This is a genomic window from Bradyrhizobium sp. USDA 4502, assembly GCF_054063355.1.
On sequence record NZ_JBSSGF010000001.1, the window covers coordinates 2,752,880 to 2,769,328 of the forward strand.

13 protein-coding genes and 1 pseudogene are annotated in these 16,449 nt (G+C 63.8%); 9 read left to right on the plus strand and 5 right to left on the minus strand.

What is annotated here, in order from left to right; genetic code table 11:
• Positions 1-57 precede the first annotated feature (57 nt).
• The 3 genes and pseudogenes from ACVW1B_RS12475 to ACVW1B_RS12485 form a co-directional block, all read right to left on the minus strand.
• Complete coding sequence (locus tag ACVW1B_RS12475; RefSeq protein ID WP_076828706.1) at positions 58-849, minus strand: outer membrane protein; 792 nt, start codon at positions 847-849, stop codon at positions 58-60.
• 226 nt (positions 850-1,075) lie between these two features.
• Positions 1,076-3,137: pseudogene (parE, locus tag ACVW1B_RS12480) on the minus strand (DNA topoisomerase IV subunit B).
• Between the two features lie 126 nt (positions 3,138-3,263).
• Positions 3,264-3,632 carry a hypothetical protein gene (locus tag ACVW1B_RS12485; protein ID WP_253608758.1) on the minus strand — a complete coding sequence of 123 codons (369 nt, stop codon included), beginning with the start codon at positions 3,630-3,632 and terminating at the stop codon, positions 3,264-3,266.
• A gap of 185 nt (positions 3,633-3,817) precedes the next feature.
• Between ACVW1B_RS12485 and ACVW1B_RS12490 the strand changes: the two genes are divergently transcribed.
• The 7 genes from ACVW1B_RS12490 (at position 3,818) to ACVW1B_RS12520 (ending at position 12,109) form a co-directional block, all read left to right on the plus strand.
• Positions 3,818-4,348, plus strand: a complete 531-nt coding sequence (locus ACVW1B_RS12490; RefSeq protein WP_028332199.1) for a DedA family protein — start codon at positions 3,818-3,820, stop codon at positions 4,346-4,348.
• Between the two features lie 141 nt (positions 4,349-4,489).
• Positions 4,490-7,141, plus strand: coding sequence for a DUF3857 domain-containing protein (locus tag ACVW1B_RS12495; protein WP_456821631.1), 2,652 nt, complete (start codon positions 4,490-4,492; stop codon positions 7,139-7,141).
• A 217-nt stretch (positions 7,142-7,358) separates the two neighbouring features.
• Positions 7,359-8,348 (plus strand): MBL fold metallo-hydrolase, encoded by a 990-nt coding sequence (locus tag ACVW1B_RS12500; protein ID WP_253608755.1) that lies wholly within the window; start codon positions 7,359-7,361, stop codon positions 8,346-8,348.
• A gap of 337 nt (positions 8,349-8,685) precedes the next feature.
• Positions 8,686-9,360 carry an FMN-binding negative transcriptional regulator gene (locus tag ACVW1B_RS12505; protein ID WP_057018592.1) on the plus strand — a complete coding sequence of 225 codons (675 nt, stop codon included), beginning with the start codon at positions 8,686-8,688 and terminating at the stop codon, positions 9,358-9,360.
• Complete coding sequence (gene argC, locus ACVW1B_RS12510; RefSeq protein WP_456780618.1) at positions 9,357-10,403, plus strand: N-acetyl-gamma-glutamyl-phosphate reductase; 1,047 nt, start codon at positions 9,357-9,359, stop codon at positions 10,401-10,403. The genes ACVW1B_RS12505 and argC (ACVW1B_RS12510) overlap by 4 nt, the downstream gene beginning before the upstream one ends.
• Positions 10,404-10,523: 120 nt before the next feature.
• Positions 10,524-11,504: an N-acetyl-gamma-glutamyl-phosphate reductase gene (gene argC, locus ACVW1B_RS12515; RefSeq protein ID WP_253608752.1), complete on the plus strand. Its 981-nt coding sequence runs from the start codon at positions 10,524-10,526 to the stop codon at positions 11,502-11,504.
• Positions 11,505-11,518: 14 nt separating this feature from the next.
• Positions 11,519-12,109: a class I SAM-dependent methyltransferase gene (locus ACVW1B_RS12520; RefSeq protein WP_456780617.1), complete on the plus strand. Its 591-nt coding sequence runs from the start codon at positions 11,519-11,521 to the stop codon at positions 12,107-12,109.
• A 50-nt stretch (positions 12,110-12,159) separates the two neighbouring features.
• Here ACVW1B_RS12520 and ACVW1B_RS12525 read toward each other — a convergent pair whose 3' ends face one another.
• Both ACVW1B_RS12525 and ACVW1B_RS12530 read right to left on the minus strand, forming a co-directional pair.
• A complete protein-coding gene (locus ACVW1B_RS12525) occupies positions 12,160-12,558 on the minus strand; it encodes an MAPEG family protein (protein ID WP_253608747.1) in 399 nt (132 codons plus the stop codon).
• Positions 12,559-12,631: 73 nt separating this feature from the next.
• Positions 12,632-14,440, minus strand: a complete 1,809-nt coding sequence (locus ACVW1B_RS12530) for a PHA/PHB synthase family protein (RefSeq protein ID WP_253608746.1) — start codon at positions 14,438-14,440, stop codon at positions 12,632-12,634.
• A gap of 291 nt (positions 14,441-14,731) precedes the next feature.
• On the opposite strand from ACVW1B_RS12530, the gene ACVW1B_RS12535 reads away from it, so the two are divergent.
• Both ACVW1B_RS12535 and ACVW1B_RS12540 read left to right on the plus strand, forming a co-directional pair.
• Positions 14,732-15,007 carry a hypothetical protein gene (locus ACVW1B_RS12535; RefSeq protein ID WP_253608743.1) on the plus strand — a complete coding sequence of 92 codons (276 nt, stop codon included), beginning with the start codon at positions 14,732-14,734 and terminating at the stop codon, positions 15,005-15,007.
• A gap of 218 nt (positions 15,008-15,225) precedes the next feature.
• Positions 15,226-16,446: an LL-diaminopimelate aminotransferase gene (locus tag ACVW1B_RS12540; protein WP_016842955.1), complete on the plus strand. Its 1,221-nt coding sequence runs from the start codon at positions 15,226-15,228 to the stop codon at positions 16,444-16,446.
• The last annotated feature ends 3 nt before the right edge of the window (positions 16,447-16,449 follow it).

Sequence of the window (16,449 nt, forward strand, 5' to 3'; positions counted from 1 at the left end):
GCCCCGGACAATGCCGGGGCTTTTGGTCTGCTATCTCAGCAGGGATCAGTACGCAGCTCAGTACTTGGCAACAACCGGACCGGTCCAGTTGAAGCGGTAGACCAGCGAGGTGCTGATGGTCTGGACAAGCGGCTTGAAGGTGATGTCGCGGCCGTTCGAGAGGTTGGTGCCGTCGACCAGCTCCGAGATGTTCTTGTTGTCGTAGTAAGCGGCGCGATACTCGGTCTTCATGAACCAGCCCGGCGCGGTGATGCCGAAGATGTTCAGGTTGTTCTCGACGCCGCCGCCGACGAACCAGCCGCCGCGATCGAAGTCGTTGGTGTGCAGACCCGAGGGAAGCGCGCTCGCGGTGTTGAACAGCGTGGTGCCCTTCCAGTGCGAGCTGGAGTAACCGGCGTTGACGTAAGACAGGACGTTCGGCGCGATCAGGTAGCCGAGGCGCGCACCAGCCGCCCAGCTGTAGTCGTTCTTGATGTTGCCGGCGACGAACGGACCCTGATCCTGGATGGTGCCCTTCAGGCTGCCGAACTGACCGTCGGCGAACACGCCGATGACCCAGCTGTTGGCGGTCTGCCAGTCGTAACCGGCGCCGACGGTGCCGTACCAGCCATCGCCGCCCTGGCGCTGGTTGAAGCCGAGGATCGGCGCACCCGTGACGGTCGACTGGACGCCCGTGTCAGCATCCCAGACGCCGCCGCCGCCACCGCCGAAGATGTAGAAGCCGGTCCAGCTCGGAGCGACCGGAACCGGAGCAGGAGCCTTGGTGTAGGGGCGGGCGGCCAGATCGGCCGCCGACGCCGATGCCGTCATCGCAGCAACCGCGGTCAGAGCGAGCAAAATCTTCTTCATATCCAAATCCTCGACTAGCGTTCGATCAGGTCGCTCAGGGGAGTGCGCTGGCACCGATTCCCGAAACTCATGATCGAACTATACGTGGTTCCGTTGGAAATGCTGTTGCTGGTGAGACACATCCGGCTGAAAACGAAGCCACTGGGGCTCTCCGAACGGGCAAAATGGCAACGGCCGCCCCAATCTGGGAGCGGCCGGAAACTCATTTCAGATCAATCGGTTGGGCCTAGACGTCGAGCAGGTCGTCGCTGGCGAATTCGGCCTTGTCGGAAATGAAGGCAAAGCGGGCTTCGGCCTTGGTACCCATCAGCCGCTCGACCGAATCGGCGGTGCCCTCGCGATCGTCGGCCAGCAGCACCACGCGCAGCAGCGTGCGCTTGGCCGGATCCATCGTGGTTTCCTTCAGCTGCGCCGGCATCATCTCGCCGAGGCCTTTGAAGCGATTCACCTCGACCTTGGCGTTGGCGTTGAACTCGCTCTTCAGCAGCTCGTCCTTGTGCGCGTCGTCGCGGGCGTAGATCGACTTGGTGCCGTGCTTCAGCTTGTAGAGTGGCGGAACCGCCAGATAGAGGTGCCCTTCGTCGATCAGCCGCGGCATCTGCCGGTAGAAGAAGGTGATCAGGAGCGATGCGATGTGTGCGCCGTCGACGTCGGCGTCGGTCATGATGATGATGCGCTGGTAGCGCAGATCCTCTTCGCGGTAATGCGCGAGCGTTCCGCAGCCGATCGCCTGCACGAGATCGGAGAGCTGCGCGTTGGCGGTCAGCTTGTCCTTGCCGGCGGAGGCGACGTTGAGGATCTTGCCGCGCAGCGGCAGCACGGCCTGCGTCTTGCGGTCGCGCGCCTGCTTGGCGCTGCCGCCGGCCGAGTCACCTTCGACGATGAAGAGCTCTGAGCCTTCGGTACCGGCGTCGGAGCAATCGGCGAGCTTGCCGGGCAGACGCAGTTTCTTGCCGGCGGTCTTGCGCGCGGTTTCCTTTTCCTGACGGCGGCGCAGCCGTTCCTCGGCGCGATCGATCACGAAATCGAGCAGCCGGTTGGCCTGGTTCGGATTGCCTGACAGCCAGTGGTCGAACGGATCCTTCATCGCCTGTTCGACGATGCGCTGCGCTTCGGCGGTGGCGAGGCGGTCCTTCGTTTGGCCCTGGAATTCAGGCTCGCGCACGAACACCGAGAGCATCACGGCCGCGCCCACCATCACGTCTTCCGAGGTAATGGACGCCGCGCGCTTGCCCTGGCCCGCGCGTTCGGCGTGGTCCTTGAGACCGCGCAACAATGCGCTGCGCAGGCCGGATTCATGCGTACCGCCATCGGGCGTCGGCACCGTGTTGGTGTAGGACGACAGGAAGCCGTCGGCATCGGCCGTCCAGGCCACGGCCCATTCGCAGGCGCCATGCGCGCCGCTGCGGCCGGATTTGCCGGAGAAGATATCCTGATGCACCAGCGTATCGGCGTGGATCGCCGCGGCCAGATAATCCTTCAGTCCGCCGGGGAAGTGGAACTTGGCTTCCGACGGGACGTCTTCGATGCCCTTCAAGAGCTCCTGGTCGCAGTGCCAGCGAATCTCGACGCCGCCGAACAGATAGGCCTTCGAGCGCGTCATCTTGAACAGACGCTGCGGCTTGAAAGCCGCCTTGGCGCCGAAAATGTCGGTGTCCGGCTTGAAGCGGATGCGCGTGCCGCGGCGGTTGCTGACCTTGCCGAGGTCTTCGAGCTTGCCCTTGGGGTGGCCGCGCTCGAAGGTCATGCGATGCAACTGCCCGCTGCGCGCAACCTCGACCTCGAGCAGCGAGGAGAGGGCGTTGACCACGGAGACACCGACACCGTGCAGGCCGCCCGAGGTCTCATAGACCTTGGAGTCAAACTTGCCGCCCGAGTGCAGCGTGCACATGATGACTTCGAGCGCCGACTTCTTCGGGAATTTCGGATGCGGGTCGACCGGAATGCCCCGACCATTGTCGGTCACGGTCAGGAAGCCGTCGGCGGTCAACTCCACGTCGATGAAGGTGGCGTGGCCCGCCAGCGCCTCATCCATGCAGTTGTCGATCACCTCGGCGAACAGGTGGTGCAGGGCCTTTTCGTCGGTGCCACCGATATACATGCCGGGGCGCCGGCGGACCGGTTCCAGCCCTTCCAGCACCTCGATGTCAGCCGCCGTATAGCCGGCTTCGGCGCTTCCAGCGGATCGCGATGCAGCCTTCGCCGGGGCGCGTCCCTTCGCTTCCGGGGGCTCCGAACAGATCGTCGGCAGATTTACTTTTGGCGTTCGACTTCAATGATTTGGCCATGGTTCTTCAAGTGGCGCGCCGGTCACGGCGCGGCGAATCGGTTGCTCTGACTATGCCACGGATGGGCTGCCAATGGGGACGGCCGCGCCCTGGAGCCTGGCCATCCCCATAGATAGGAAACCGCGATTACGCCCGCGAGGTGCGGATTACAATGACCGTGAACAGGGCCATGGCGGCGACCACCAGCAGTGACCCGACGATCGGCGCCGCCTCGAACGACGGTCCCTTCAGCAGCACGGCGGCCACGCCGGCCGGGAACAGGACGCCGCCGACGATATGCAGCCAGCCCTGGATTCTGGCGAGCAGCATGCTGCCCGCTTCCGGCACCAGCCGGTAGTAGAGGCCGAACAGGAACAGCAGCACGCCGCCGACCAGATTGAGATGCGCATGCGCCGGTCCCAACGTGAAGTCGTGCTGGATACCCATGGCGATGCCCGCGAGCATTCCGAACAGCAGGACGAGAACGCTCACGCACATCATCAGCGATCCGATCATCCAGTCATTCCTTTTTCTTGTGAGGGAGATGCCAACCTGGACCTCAGGGGCCTTACGGGAAATCACGGTCGATCCCCGCCTTTGTGACTTGATGTCACGCAATCGGCTGGCTTACCTGTTCTTAGGCTGCGTGCCGCTAGAAAGGTTCATTCGAGGTTCAACGGAGCGGGAAGGCACACGACGAGATGGAAGACCTTGCGCGGGCCCTGGCCGAATTCGTGCGGCACCACCAGGCCTGGGCCGCTCCGATCGTCATGCTGCTGGCGTTCGCTGAATCGCTCGCCTTCATTTCATTGCTGGTTCCGGCCTGGGGTGCGCTGGTCGCGATCGGCGCCCTGATCGGCGTCAGCGGGATCAGCTTCTGGCCGATCTGGATCGCGGGCGGCGTCGGCGCTGCACTCGGCGACTGGGTCTCCTACTGGTTCGGCTATCGCTACAAGGAGCAGGTCGCGCAGATGTGGCCGCTGTCGCGCTACCCGGAGATCCTGCCGCGGGGCGAGGCCTTCGTGAAGAGCTGGGGCGTGCCCAGCATCTTCATCGGCCGCTTCTTCGGTCCACTGCGCGCCTCGGTGCCGCTTGCGGCCGGCATTTTCGAGATGTCGTACTGGCAATTCCAGATCGCCAATTTCGTCTCCGCGCTGGTCTGGTCGGCGGCACTGCTGCTGTTCGGCGACGTCATTGCCCATGCCATCGAGTGGGTGTGGCGGGTGGTGTAGCGCCGTCAGTCCGCGACATCGGACGGGTGCCCACACGCGAAAAGAGAAACCTAAAAGTTTTTCTATCCCGGCGAGGCGACGGTAATCTCGCGGTGCTAGCTCAACAGCCGACGTTTCGGTCGTCGTCGGGCTTGCATCACCATGATCGCGCGCATCTGTCTCCTTTTCGCTTTACTGCTACTGACGCCGTTGAGCTTTGCCGCAGCCGATACATCGACTTCAACGACTGCGGACCCGCACCGGGTCTGGATCGATCCGGGTTGGCGGCGGACGATCAGCCGCTATGCGATTACTTTCGACGAGCAAGGCCTGAGCACGACTATCTTCGATTTCGAAGCCCAGGCGCTCGATGAGAAGGGGGCCGAGGCGCTCGCTCGACGAACCTTCCGCTACAACAGCTATTTCTACGACTTGTCATCCAGCGAGCTCGCTACGTTGAAAGCCGACGGCCGGGTCATTGCGGTCGACGAACGCGCAATCCGAGACCAGCCGGCCTCGACGGATGGCTCCTCTCCCTATTTTGACGAGCAGCGGCAGCGGTTGGTTGCTTATCCGGACGTCGCTCCCGGCGACAAGGTCAAGGGGCGGTTGATCTACAAGGCGAAGCGAGCCGTGTTTCCCGGCGAATTTGCGGGCTACTGGCGTCAAATGGCGGATCAACCTCGCGAGGTGATGGAGCTCACGCTCGATGCGCCCGCGTCGAAGCCGTTGTATGTCGGGTTGCGCAATGTCGAACATGAAGAGGAGAGGCGAGGCGACCGGATCGTCCATCATGTTCTCTTCAGGCAAGAAACGCCGAGGCCGCGCGAGATGGACGCAGGGACATTCGACGATGCCCGGCGGTTCGAGGTCAGCACCTTCGCGGACTATGCAACTCTTGCGGCGGTATTGAACGCCCGTAACGCGCCGATGGCGCAGCCTGACGAGAGTTTGGAAAAGCTCTCTGCCGAGATCGTCGGCGACGCCGCGGACGCCCGAAGCAAAGTTGAACGAATTCACAACTGGGTCGCGCGGAATATCCGGTACGTTGGGATCGGGCTCGAGGATGGTGGCTTGACGTCGCAACCCGCATCCGCAGTCCTCGCGGCGCGCTACGGTGACTGCAAGGCGCATGCGACGATCCTCAAGGCGTTGCTCGCGGTTCAGGGGATCGAAGCCAACCTTGTCGTGGTGAATGCCGGCCTGCAGTACACGCTGACGGAGGTCGCGACGCAGAACTTCGACCACGCGATTGTCTATGTTCCGGCAATCGACCGCTATCTCGACCCGACCTCGTCGCTGGTGGCGTTCGATTCCCTGCCGCCGAACCTCGGCGGCAAACCCGCGCTCAACATCGACAAGGGGACGATGGGCCGTATCCCGGTGACGGCACCGCAGCGCTTCGTGTTGGCAGCGGATACGGAATACACGCTGCACAGCGATGGTACACGTCAGGCGCGCTCGGTGTTGTCCGGCAATGGACTGGGAGCAAGTGTTGGACGATCCGTCGCACTAGGCCTTGACGCGGGGGACCGGCAGAACGGCGCCAGGAAGCTGATCGAGCAGGCGGGGCTGAGCGGCACGGGCGACTACAGCTTCCCGAATCCGCGCGACCTGTCCGACAGCTATGCGATCACCACGAACTTCCAGATCACCAAGCCCGTCGGCCTCAATCATCTCGAGCGGATCAGGATGCTGCCGCTGACTGACCCGCGCCCCTCGCTGCTGCTGCTCGCCACCAGCGGGCCAACCGACCGGGCCTTTCCGTGCCGCTCGCTGGAATATCGGGAGACCAGTTCGCTCACCGTGCCTGAGGGAACCAACTTCTACGAAAAGCCAGCGCCGGTCATCTATAGCAAGAGTTTCAGCGGCAGCACGGCATACGGCGCTGCGACGGGGCGGATCGAGGTCAACGCGACCGCCACGCTCAGCAGCCGCACGATTCGCTCCAGCGCGTTGGTGCGATTCAGCGTCGACGCTGCGGTCTGTCCGGCGGAATTTGCTGCGGCGATCAAGGCTGGCTTGGACAAGTTCGCGGAGTTCAAATACGGGCCGATCGGATTGACGCCGAAACCGGTACCGCTCGTTACGGAAATCAGCGCCGAGTTTACCGATGGCGTGAACGCGTATCAGGCGCAAAACTACGTGCGCGCGATGGCTCTGCTCCGACCGTATGCCGAGCATGGCAACGCCAAGGCTCAATCCTATGTGGGGTACATGTACGAAAGCGGCTACAGCGTCGAGCGCAACTACGCCGAGGCGATCCGTTGGTTTCTGATGGCCGCCGAGCAGGGCGATTCCTACAGCCAGGGGAAGCTGGGCTACGCATATGAATACGGGCTTGGCACGGCGCGCGACGAGAAGGTCGCAGCCCAATGGTACGCCAAGGCAGCCGAGCAGGGCGATGTCTTCGGTCAGACCCACCTCGCGCGCCTCTATCGGGATGGCGCCGGTCTCGCCCAGGACTATCAGCAAGCTGCGACCTGGTTTTCGAAGGCTGCCGATCAGGGCTCGGCTTGGGCGCAGGGGAATCTCGCATTGCTCTACATTAAGGGCCGTGGCTTGCCGCTCGATCTATCACGGGGCATCGCGCTGCTTCGGGTTGCCGCCGATCAGAACGACAGTGAGGCCCAGTACAATCTGGGATATGCCTACGAGAGCGGCACGGGTGTTCCGAAGGACATCCGGGAAGCCGCCAAGTGGTACAGCAGGGCGTCCGATCGCGGTAATGCGCTCGCCCGCACGCGTCTCGAGGGATTGCTGGGAGGCGGCGGAATTTTGGGTCACCTGCGCCAACTCTTCGGTCGTCTTTGAGCTCCTGATCTGCCTACGCCGACGACCGTGCGCCAGCGCATCCGACCCACGAGAGCCGTTTGCCGACCGTCGGCCTCGGAATAAGGCCGCGGCGCAGGGGTTAGCCCGGACGATGGCCAAGTCGCGCAACCGTCATCGCGCGGGCATCGAAAGGCTGATACAACCTCGCCTGCCAACTGCGAATTCACCGGGCGCCGCTTCACTGGGAGGACACCACATGGAATTGACACGACGTCACGCTCTCGCGGGTGCTGCCGGCATTGCCGCTGCACCGTTGCTATCAGCCGTTCCTGCGGCCGCTGTGGCGGCGGTCGCCGACAAGCAGGCGCCGAGCTTCTATCGCTACAAGGTCGGCGACATCCTCGTCACCGTGGTGTCCGATGGCAAGAACGTCTTCAAGCTGGAAGACTCCTTCATCCCCAATGCGAAGCGGGACGACGTCAACGCGGCGCTGGAGAAGGCGTTCATGCCGCGCGACATGATGACGATCTGGTTCGCGCCACTGGTGCTCAACACCGGCGGCAAGCTGGTGGTGATCGACACCGGCAATGGCGCGCTGGCGAAGGCCAGCACGAAGGGCGCCAATGGCCTGTTCGCCGACAATTTCGTCGCCGCCGGCTTCGATCCCAAGAATGTCGACATGGTCGTGATCTCGCATTTCCACGGCGACCACGTGAACGGCCTCTTGACCGCCGAAGGCACGCCGGCATTCCCGAATGCCGAGGTGCTGGTGCCGGCGACCGAGTGGAAGTTCTGGATGGACGACGGCGAGATGAGCCGGGCGCCGGCCGGCCGCATGCAGGGCCTGTTCAAGAACAACCGCAATATCTTCGAAGCCGGCCTGAAGAAGAAGGTCACGCCCTACGAGTGGGGCAAGGAGATCGCGCCGGGCCTGACCTCGGTCGAGACCGTCGGCCACACGCCGGGCCACACCTCCTACGTGCTGGCCTCGGGCCCGGACAAGGTCTTCATCCAGTCCGACGTCACCAACAATCCGAACCTGTTCGCGACCAACCCCGGCTGGCATGCGTTCTTCGACCAGGACGGCGACGTGGCGGAGAAGACCCGCCGCCGCATCTACGACATGGTGGTTGCCGAGCGGCTCCAGGTGCAGGGCTTCCACTATCCGTTCCCGGGCCTCGGCAATGTGGTGAAGGACGGCGGCGGCTATCGCGTCGTGCCGGCACCGTGGAATCCGGCGATCTAGCCAGTCATTCCCCGGTGCGCCATTGCGCACCTGAGGGCGCGCGGAGCGCGAACCCCGGGATCTGGAGGTCCTAGCGCGAGATTCCGGGTTCGATGCTGTGCATCGCCCCGGAATGACAAGCAACAACTTGACGTCAAGGGGGCGCGGCCTTATAGCCGCGCCCATGATCAACGCCGCGACCATCATCATTGCCCGCCGCCGCCGCATTATCGCGGTATGAGCGGTCGCTCGCGTTTAAGACCATCGCCTCTGCCGCCGGACCCGATCCCGCGGCGCTCTCCTGAAAAAGACACGCGGTTCGATCTGGCGGCTCCTTCGTCATGCAGGAGCTTTGACCATGTATACGCCACCGCCCTTCAAGCCTGACCGTGCCGCGAGCCTTGCCTTCGCGGAAGCGCGCGGTTTCGGCATGGCCTGCGCGTGGGACGGCGGCAAGCCGATCGCCTCCGCGCTCCCGTTCTACTTGACTTACGCCGCCGACGGGACGCCGCGGGCGCTGTTTCATGTTGCCCGTCACAATCCGCTGGTAAAGCTGGCGGGCGGGTCACCTTGGCTGCTGGCCGTTACCGGCGCCGACGCCTATGTTTCGCCGGACTGGTACGTGTCACCCGATCAGGTGCCGACCTGGCTCTATCAGGCGGTGCATCTGACCGGGCCGGTGCGGACGTTGTCGGATGACGAGCTTGCCGTTCAGATCGACGCGCTGAGCGCCAAGTTCGAGGACCGGCTGCTGCCGAAAAAGCCGTGGGTGTCGGGCAAGATGACCGCCGCGAGGCTGGAAACCATGAAGAAGGCCATCGTGGGTCTCGAGATGATGGTGGAAGAGGTGGAGGGCAGCTTCAAGCTGAACCAGCACAAGTCTGAAACCGATTTCGCGGCGGTCGGCAACACGCTCGCTTTGCAGGCCGAAGCCGGTGCCCAAGACATCGCGGCCTTGATGCGCGAGGTGCGCCCGCAGGCTTTCGCGCTGATACAGACCGAGATGACTACGCTTCCGAGGAGCGAGCAATGACGAAGAAGAAAATCGGAATTTTGGGCGCGTCCGGCTACACCGGCGCCGACGCGGTGCGCCTGTTGGCGCGGCACCCGAATGCCGAAATCACCGCGCTTACCGCTAACACCCATGCCAGCAAGACGATGAGCGAGGTGTTTCCTCACTTCTTCATGCTCGACCTGCCAAAACTCGTGGAATGGGAAAAGGTCGACTGGACGCGGCTCGATGCCCTGTTCTGCGGACTGCCGCACGGGACGACGCAAGAGATCATCGCCGCGGTGCTGAAAGCCAATCCCAGAATCAAGATCCTCGATATGTCCGCGGACTTCCGGCTGCGCAACAAAGACAGCTATGCGCAATGGTACGGCCATGAGCACCGGGCGCTCGAATTGCAGGACGAGGCGGTCTATGGGCTGACCGAACTCTACCGGGAGGAGGTCACGGCCGCGCGGCTGGTAGCCTGTCCCGGCTGCTATCCGACGGCGGTGCTGCTGGCGCTTGTTCCGCTGGCGAAGGCAAAGCTGATTGACGTCGACGACATCATCATCGACGCAAAGTCGGGCGTCACCGGCGCCGGACGCGGACTGAAGCAGAACACGCTGTTCAGCGAGGCCGGCGAAGGGTTGTCGCCCTATTCGATCGGAAGCCATCGACACTCGGCGGAGATTGAGCAGGAGATTGGCGCGGCCGCTGGCTCGGCTGTGACGGTGAACTTCACCCCGCATCTCATTCCGATGGCGCGGGGTGAGTTCTGCACATCCTATGTCAAGCTCAACGGGGCTACGCCGGACGATTTGCGCGCCGAGCTGGAAAGGGCCTACGCCAACGAGCCGTTCGTATATGTGACGAAGAAGGGTGTGCTGCCACAGACGCAGAACGTGCGTGGTTCGAATTATGTTCAGATCGGCGTCGTCGCCGACCGGATCAAGAACCGCGCCATCGTGCTCTCGACGCTCGATAATCTTGTGAAGGGTTCGGCCGGACAGGCGATCCAGAACATGAACCTGATGTTCGGCTTGCCCGAAACCACTGGACTGGAGCAGATCGCGCTGTTTCCATGAGCGGGGGTTGTTGTCGCTGGCGAGGGGCGCTCAATCTAAGGATAACTGCCCATCCCCGTTGGCGGCGCAGGCGCGGCCAGATGTGTTAAACGAAACGAACGAGCTCGAAAGGAACGTGCCATGACCCTCACCGACACCAACCAACCGAAAACCAGGAGCGGTGCGACCAAGGCCACCGTGTTCGTCGATGGCGCGTCCGGCACGACCGGCCTCGGCATCCAGGAGCGGCTGCTCTCGATCGGCGACGTTGCGGTGAAGCACATCGCCGAGGACAAGCGGAAGGATGCCGGCGCCAAGCGCGCGCTGATGGAGGAGGTGGATCTCGTGATCCTCTGCCTGCCTGACGAGGCCGCCAAGGAGACTGTGGCGCTGATCGACACGATGGGCAATGCCGCGCCGAAAGTGCTCGACGCCTCGACGGCCTATCGCGTTGCGCCCGACTGGGCCTACGGTTTCCCCGAGCTCGCGCCCGACCAGGCCGACAAGATCCGTAACGCGAAGAAGGTCTCCAATCCGGGTTGCTATCCGACCGGCGCGATCGCGCTGCTGCGGCCGATCGTCGACGCCGGCCTGCTGCCGGCGGATTATCCCGTCACCGTCAACGCGGTGAGCGGCTATTCGGGCGGCGGCAAGTCGATGATCGCCAGCTTCGAGGACGGCTCGGCGCCGGCCTTCGAACTCTACGGCCTCGGCTTCGAGCACAAGCACGTGCCGGAGATGCAGCTCTACTCGCATCTGACGCGAAGGCCGATCTTCATCCCGTCGGTCGGCAACTACCGGCAGGGCATGCTGGTCTCGGTGCCGCTGCAACTCGACGCGCTGCCGGGCAAGGTGACCGGTGCCGACCTGCAGGCTGTTCTCGCGAAGTGGTACGCGGGCAGCAAATATGTCTCGGTGATGCCGCTGCAGAACGAGGCCGCCAAGGGCGGGCGGCTCGAGCCGGAGGCGCTCAACGAGACCAACCAGCTCGAGCTCTACGTCTTCGCCAGCGACAAGCACCACCAGGCGGTGCTGGTCGCGCGGCTCGACAATCTGGGCAAGGGCGCCTCGGGTGCCGCGGTCCAGAACATGCGGCTGATGCTCGGGCTGGCCGACAGCTGACGGCGAAGCGGATCGTGGACGACGCCACGCTGCAATTCTATCGGCGCAATGCCGAGACCTATGCCGGGTGGGCGAAAGCCCCGTCCACCCGGCTGATCGGCTTTCTGAAGCTGCTGCCGCCGGGCGGCGCGATCCTCGAACTCGGTTGCGGCGCCGGCAATCATGCCGCTGTCATGCTCGCCGAAGGCTTTGTGCTGCGTGCGACCGACGGGTCGCCCGAGATGGCCGAGGTCGCGGCGCGCCGCATCAATCATCCCGTCGAGGCGATGCTGTTCGACGAGCTCGAGGACCGCGAAGCCTATGACGGCGTCTGGGCCAGCGCCTGCCTGCTGCACGTGCCGCGCGACGAATTGGTCGGCATCATCGGCCGCATCCTTCGGGCGCTGAAACCCGGTGGCTTGTTCTACGCAAGCTACAAGATCGGCCATGGCGATGGCCGCGACAGCATCGGCCGCTACTACAATTATCCCGCGGCGGACTGGCTCGCTGCGACCTACGCCGCCTCAGGGGCGTGGACGCAAGTCTCGTCCGACACCAGCGAGATCAAGAGCTTTGACGAGGCTCCCGCGACGATGCTGCATATCGTGGTGCGCAAGAGCCGGTAGTTGATGCCGCGCCGGCGCGGCTGTCGCCGCAACCGGCGGGAATATTTGGATCAGACGATCTTGAAGATCGCGAGCGCCAGCACCGCCTGGGCGAGGAAGCCGACCGTGAAGGCCACGCTGCGGAACACCGGCAGGCCCAGCGTGTACACGATCAGATGGGCGACGCGGGCCCAGAAATAGACGGCGCAGGCGAGCACGGTCCATTTCGTGGAATAGTCGGCCGCGTTGAGGATCAGGACCAGCGGCGCGAAGATCACGAGGTTCTCGACCGCGTTGTCATGGGCGAACATCAGCCGGTTGGCCCATTCCGCGTGCGGCTTGTCGCCACGCGAGGGATTGCCGATGACGCCGGAGAGGCCGCGCACCTGCCAGCGGTTGATGAGGTAAGGAATCCACAGCAGCCCGGTCAGGATCACCGTCAGCGACAGCCAGAACAGTTCGCGCGTCATCGTCTCCCCCTCACGTGAATTCGATTCCCGACCGTCGGGACCGTCTGTTTATAGCTGAGCGGAAGAGTTGGCGCTACGCGCGGACGCGGACATAGCTGCCCGGGGCGTCCTCGAGCACCTGCGTGCCGTTGGAGCCGACCATGCGCGCCGGGACCGTCTCCGGGTCATGGCTTTCCAGCCAGCCGCGCCAGTCGGGCCACCACGAGCCCTTGTGCTCCTCGGCTCCCTTCAGCCAGTCGGCGAGCTTCATGTCCTTGATGTTGTCGTTGGTCCAGTACTGGTACTTCTTCGACGCGGGTGGATTGACCACGCCGGCGATATGGCCGGAGCCGGACAGCACATATCTCACCGGGCCGCCGAAGAACTGCGAGCCGTAGAGCACCGATTCCGCCGGCGCGATGTGATCCTCGCGGGCGGCGAGGTTGTAGACCGGCACCTTCACCTTCGACAGATCGAGCAGCGTGTTGTCCAGCACCATGGTGCCGGTCGACAGCCGGTTCTCCAGATAGCAGTTGCGCAGGTAGTAGGAGTGGTTCGACGACGGCATCCGCGTCGCATCCGAATTCCAGTGCAGCAGGTCGAATGAGGAGGGCGTCTGGCCCTTCAGATAATTGTTCACGACATACGACCAGATCAGGTCGTTCGAGCGCAGCATGTTGAAGGCCATCGCCATCTTGCTGCCCTCGAGCACGCCGGATTCCTGCATGTCGCGTTCGAGCGCCGAGATCTGGTCTTCGTCGACGAACACCAGGAGATCGCCGGCATGGGTGAAGTCGACCTGCGCGGCAAAGAACGTCGCCGACGTCACACGCTGGCGGCGCTTCTCGGCGAGATAGGCGAGCGTCGAGGCGAGCAGGGTGCCGCCGACGCAATAGCCGGCGGTGTGCACCTTCATCTCGCCGGTGACCTTCTCGATGACGTCCATCGCCGTGAGCGGGCCTTCGGTCATGTAGTCGGCCCAGGTCTTCTTGCCGAGCTCCCTGTCCGGATTGACCCAGGAGATCACGAACACCGTGATGCCCTGGTCGACGCACCATTTGATGTAGGATTTCTCGGGGCGCAGATCGAGGATGTAGAACTTGTTGATCCAGGGCGGCACGATCAGGAGCGGCGTGCGCAGCACGTTCTCGGTCGCCGGTGAATACTGGATCAGCTGCATCAGCTCGTTCTGGAAGATCACCTTGCCCGGCGTCGTCGCCATGTTGACGCCGACCTCGAGATTGCTCGAGTCGGACTGGCGGATCCGCAGCGTGCCGTGGCCGGCCTCGATATCCTCGGCCAGCATCTTCATGCCGCGCACCAGATTGTCGCCGTTGGTCTCGACGGTGGCGCGCAGCACCTCCGGATTGGTCAGCACGAAATTCGACGGCGCCAGCGCGTTGGTGATCTGCTGGACGTAGAATTCGGCCTTCTTGCGCGTGTGGGGATCGATCCCGTCGGCGTCATGGACCAGCTGCTGCGCCCATTTCGAGGTCAGCAAATAGAGCTGCAGGATGAAGTCGAAGAACTGGTTCGACTTCCATTCCGGATCCTGGAAGCGCTTGTCGCGCGGGGCCGGGGCGATCGCCGGCTTGGCGTCTGCCTCGCCGGCCATGCGGCGCACCGCCGAGCCCCAGAGATCGAGATAGTCCTTGCCGAGCTGCATCTGCAGCGACGAGGCGCGCTCCTTGTCGGACAGCCAATATTCGGCGATCACGCTGAAGGTCTTGATGACCTCACCGAGCTCATTCGGCGGCTTGTCGCGGACTTCTCCCGTCTGGCGCGGCTTGAGATAGGCTGCCAGCGCCTGGCCGCTGCTCTCCATCGCCCGCGCGATGTTCATGGCGAAGGCTTCGGCGTTGAATTTCGGGGTGGCCTGGGTGTCGGTACTAACGTTGCTCATCTGAGGTACAATATCGCGTCGTTTGGAGGGCGTCATCGCGCGGTGCGGCAACGCAAATCAGTCAAAATCCAGCATTTCGCTCTGTTGCGGTGCGAGAAAAAATCTTTGTTCCGTCATATTGAAGCCTCAGGGTTCGCTTTTGGTGTTCCCGCTTTAAGCGTTTCGGGCGACAATGGTTTGAAACGCTGAAGTCGAAATTAACGCAGCGGGGACGCTGCAAGGCTCGTACCAGTGCGACCCGTGTCGGCAACGTGCGACGTGCGCGCTAGCTTGTTGGGGACAATTCGGCGCATGCCGATCGATCGAATGAACAGGGGGCTCGCGGCCGCAGTGCTGCTCGCGTCGTTGGTGGCGCTGAGCGGGTGCTCGAGCACGATCGCCGATATGACGATGCCGGCCGATGCGCCGGCGCGCGAGAAGGACGCCACCGGCTACCTGCCGGTCCATGATCTTCCGCCCGACCGCGCCGACCCGACGATCAAGCCGGCGGACCAGGCCAAGATCGAGCAGGAGCTGATTGCCGCGCGCGCGCGCCAGGCCTCGACGGCTGCCCAAAGCGGGAAGTAGCACCCGACAAACGGCCGATCAGCGCTGGCGCCGCCCGGTGTCCGTGCTAAAAGAAACCCAGTTCAACCGCAGATCCGGCCGCAGCCCCCAGATCGTGCGCCTGAATTCGCTCTAAGTCATTGATTCAGTGCGATTTCTGTCAGAGGCCGAGCCGGCTTCCGCAAGCTAGGACCAAGGGGGGTCGATTCTGGCATCGCGGTTGTCGGAGCAAGGGTCCCATGGAAGATTTTTACCGCATTCGCCGTCTGCCGCCTTACGTCTTTGAGAAGGTCAACCAGGCCAAGGCGGCCGCGCGCAACGCCGGGGCCGACATCATCGACATGGGCATGGGGAACCCGGACCTGCCGACCCCGCCGCATGTGATCGAGAAGCTCAAGGAGACGCTGGGCAAGCCGCGGACCGACCGCTACTCGGCCTCGCGCGGCATCAACGGCCTGCGCAAGGCCCAGGCCGCCTATTATGCGCGCCGCTTCGGCGTCAAGCTCAACCCCGACACCCAGGTGGTTGCGACGCTCGGCTCGAAGGAGGGGTTTGCCAACGTCGCGCAAGCGATCACGGCGCCCGGCGACGTCGTGCTGTGCCCCAATCCGAGCTACCCGATCCATGCCTTCGGCTTCCTGATGGCGGGCGGCGTGATCCGCTCGGTGCCCTCGGAGCCGACGCCGCAGTTCTTCGAGGCGGTCGAGCGGGCGATCATCCATTCGATCCCGAAGCCGATTGCGCTGATCGTCTGCTATCCGTCGAACCCGACCGCCTATGTCGCGGACCTCGACTTCTACAAGGACCTCGTCGCGTTCGCGAAGAAGCACGACATCTTCATCCTGTCCGATCTCGCCTACGCCGAGGTATATTTCGACGAGAACAATCCGCCGCCGTCGGTGCTGCAGGTGCCCGGCGCGATCGACGTCACCGTCGAGTTCACCTCGATGTCGAAGACGTTCTCGATGGCCGGCTGGCGCATGGGTTTTGCGGTCGGCAACGAGCGGATCATCGCGGCGCTGGCGCGGGTCAAATCCTATCTCGATTACGGTGCGTTCACGCCGGTCCAGGTGGCGGCGACCGCGGCGCTGAACGGTCCCGACGACTGCATCCGCGAGATGCGCGACACCTACCGCAAGCGCCGCGATGCGCTGGTCGAGTCATTCGGCCGCGCCGGCTGGGACATTCCGCCGCCGCAGGCCTCGATGTTCGCCTGGGCGCCGCTGCCCAAGGCGTTCGAGGCGGTCGGCAGCATGCAGTTCGCGACCCTGATGGTGGAGAAATCCGGCGTCGTGGTGTCGCCGGGCGTTGCGTTCGGCGAGCATGGCGAGGGCTATGTCCGCATCGCGATGGTGGAGAACGAGCAGCGCATCCGGCAGGCCGCGCGCGGCGTGCGCCGCTTCCTTGAAAGCGGCATCGAAACGTTGCACAACGTCGTTCCTCTCGCCAACCGACGCTAATCC

Coding starts and splice junctions, on each gene's coding strand:
- ACVW1B_RS12475 (WP_076828706.1), bottom strand. CDS start 849: ATGAAGAAGATTTTGCTCGCTCTGACCGCGGTTGCTGCGATGACGGCA.
- ACVW1B_RS12485 (WP_253608758.1), bottom strand. CDS start 3,632: ATGATCGGATCGCTGATGATGTGCGTGAGCGTTCTCGTCCTGCTGTTC.
- ACVW1B_RS12490 (WP_028332199.1), top strand. CDS start 3,818: ATGGAAGACCTTGCGCGGGCCCTGGCCGAATTCGTGCGGCACCACCAG.
- ACVW1B_RS12495 (WP_456821631.1), top strand. CDS start 4,490: ATGATCGCGCGCATCTGTCTCCTTTTCGCTTTACTGCTACTGACGCCG.
- ACVW1B_RS12500 (WP_253608755.1), top strand. CDS start 7,359: ATGGAATTGACACGACGTCACGCTCTCGCGGGTGCTGCCGGCATTGCC.
- ACVW1B_RS12505 (WP_057018592.1), top strand. CDS start 8,686: ATGTATACGCCACCGCCCTTCAAGCCTGACCGTGCCGCGAGCCTTGCC.
- argC (WP_456780618.1), top strand. CDS start 9,357: ATGACGAAGAAGAAAATCGGAATTTTGGGCGCGTCCGGCTACACCGGC.
- argC (WP_253608752.1), top strand. CDS start 10,524: ATGACCCTCACCGACACCAACCAACCGAAAACCAGGAGCGGTGCGACC.
- ACVW1B_RS12525 (WP_253608747.1), bottom strand. CDS start 12,558: ATGACGCGCGAACTGTTCTGGCTGTCGCTGACGGTGATCCTGACCGGG.
- ACVW1B_RS12530 (WP_253608746.1), bottom strand. CDS start 14,440: ATGAGCAACGTTAGTACCGACACCCAGGCCACCCCGAAATTCAACGCC.
- ACVW1B_RS12535 (WP_253608743.1), top strand. CDS start 14,732: ATGCCGATCGATCGAATGAACAGGGGGCTCGCGGCCGCAGTGCTGCTC.
- ACVW1B_RS12540 (WP_016842955.1), top strand. CDS start 15,226: ATGGAAGATTTTTACCGCATTCGCCGTCTGCCGCCTTACGTCTTTGAG.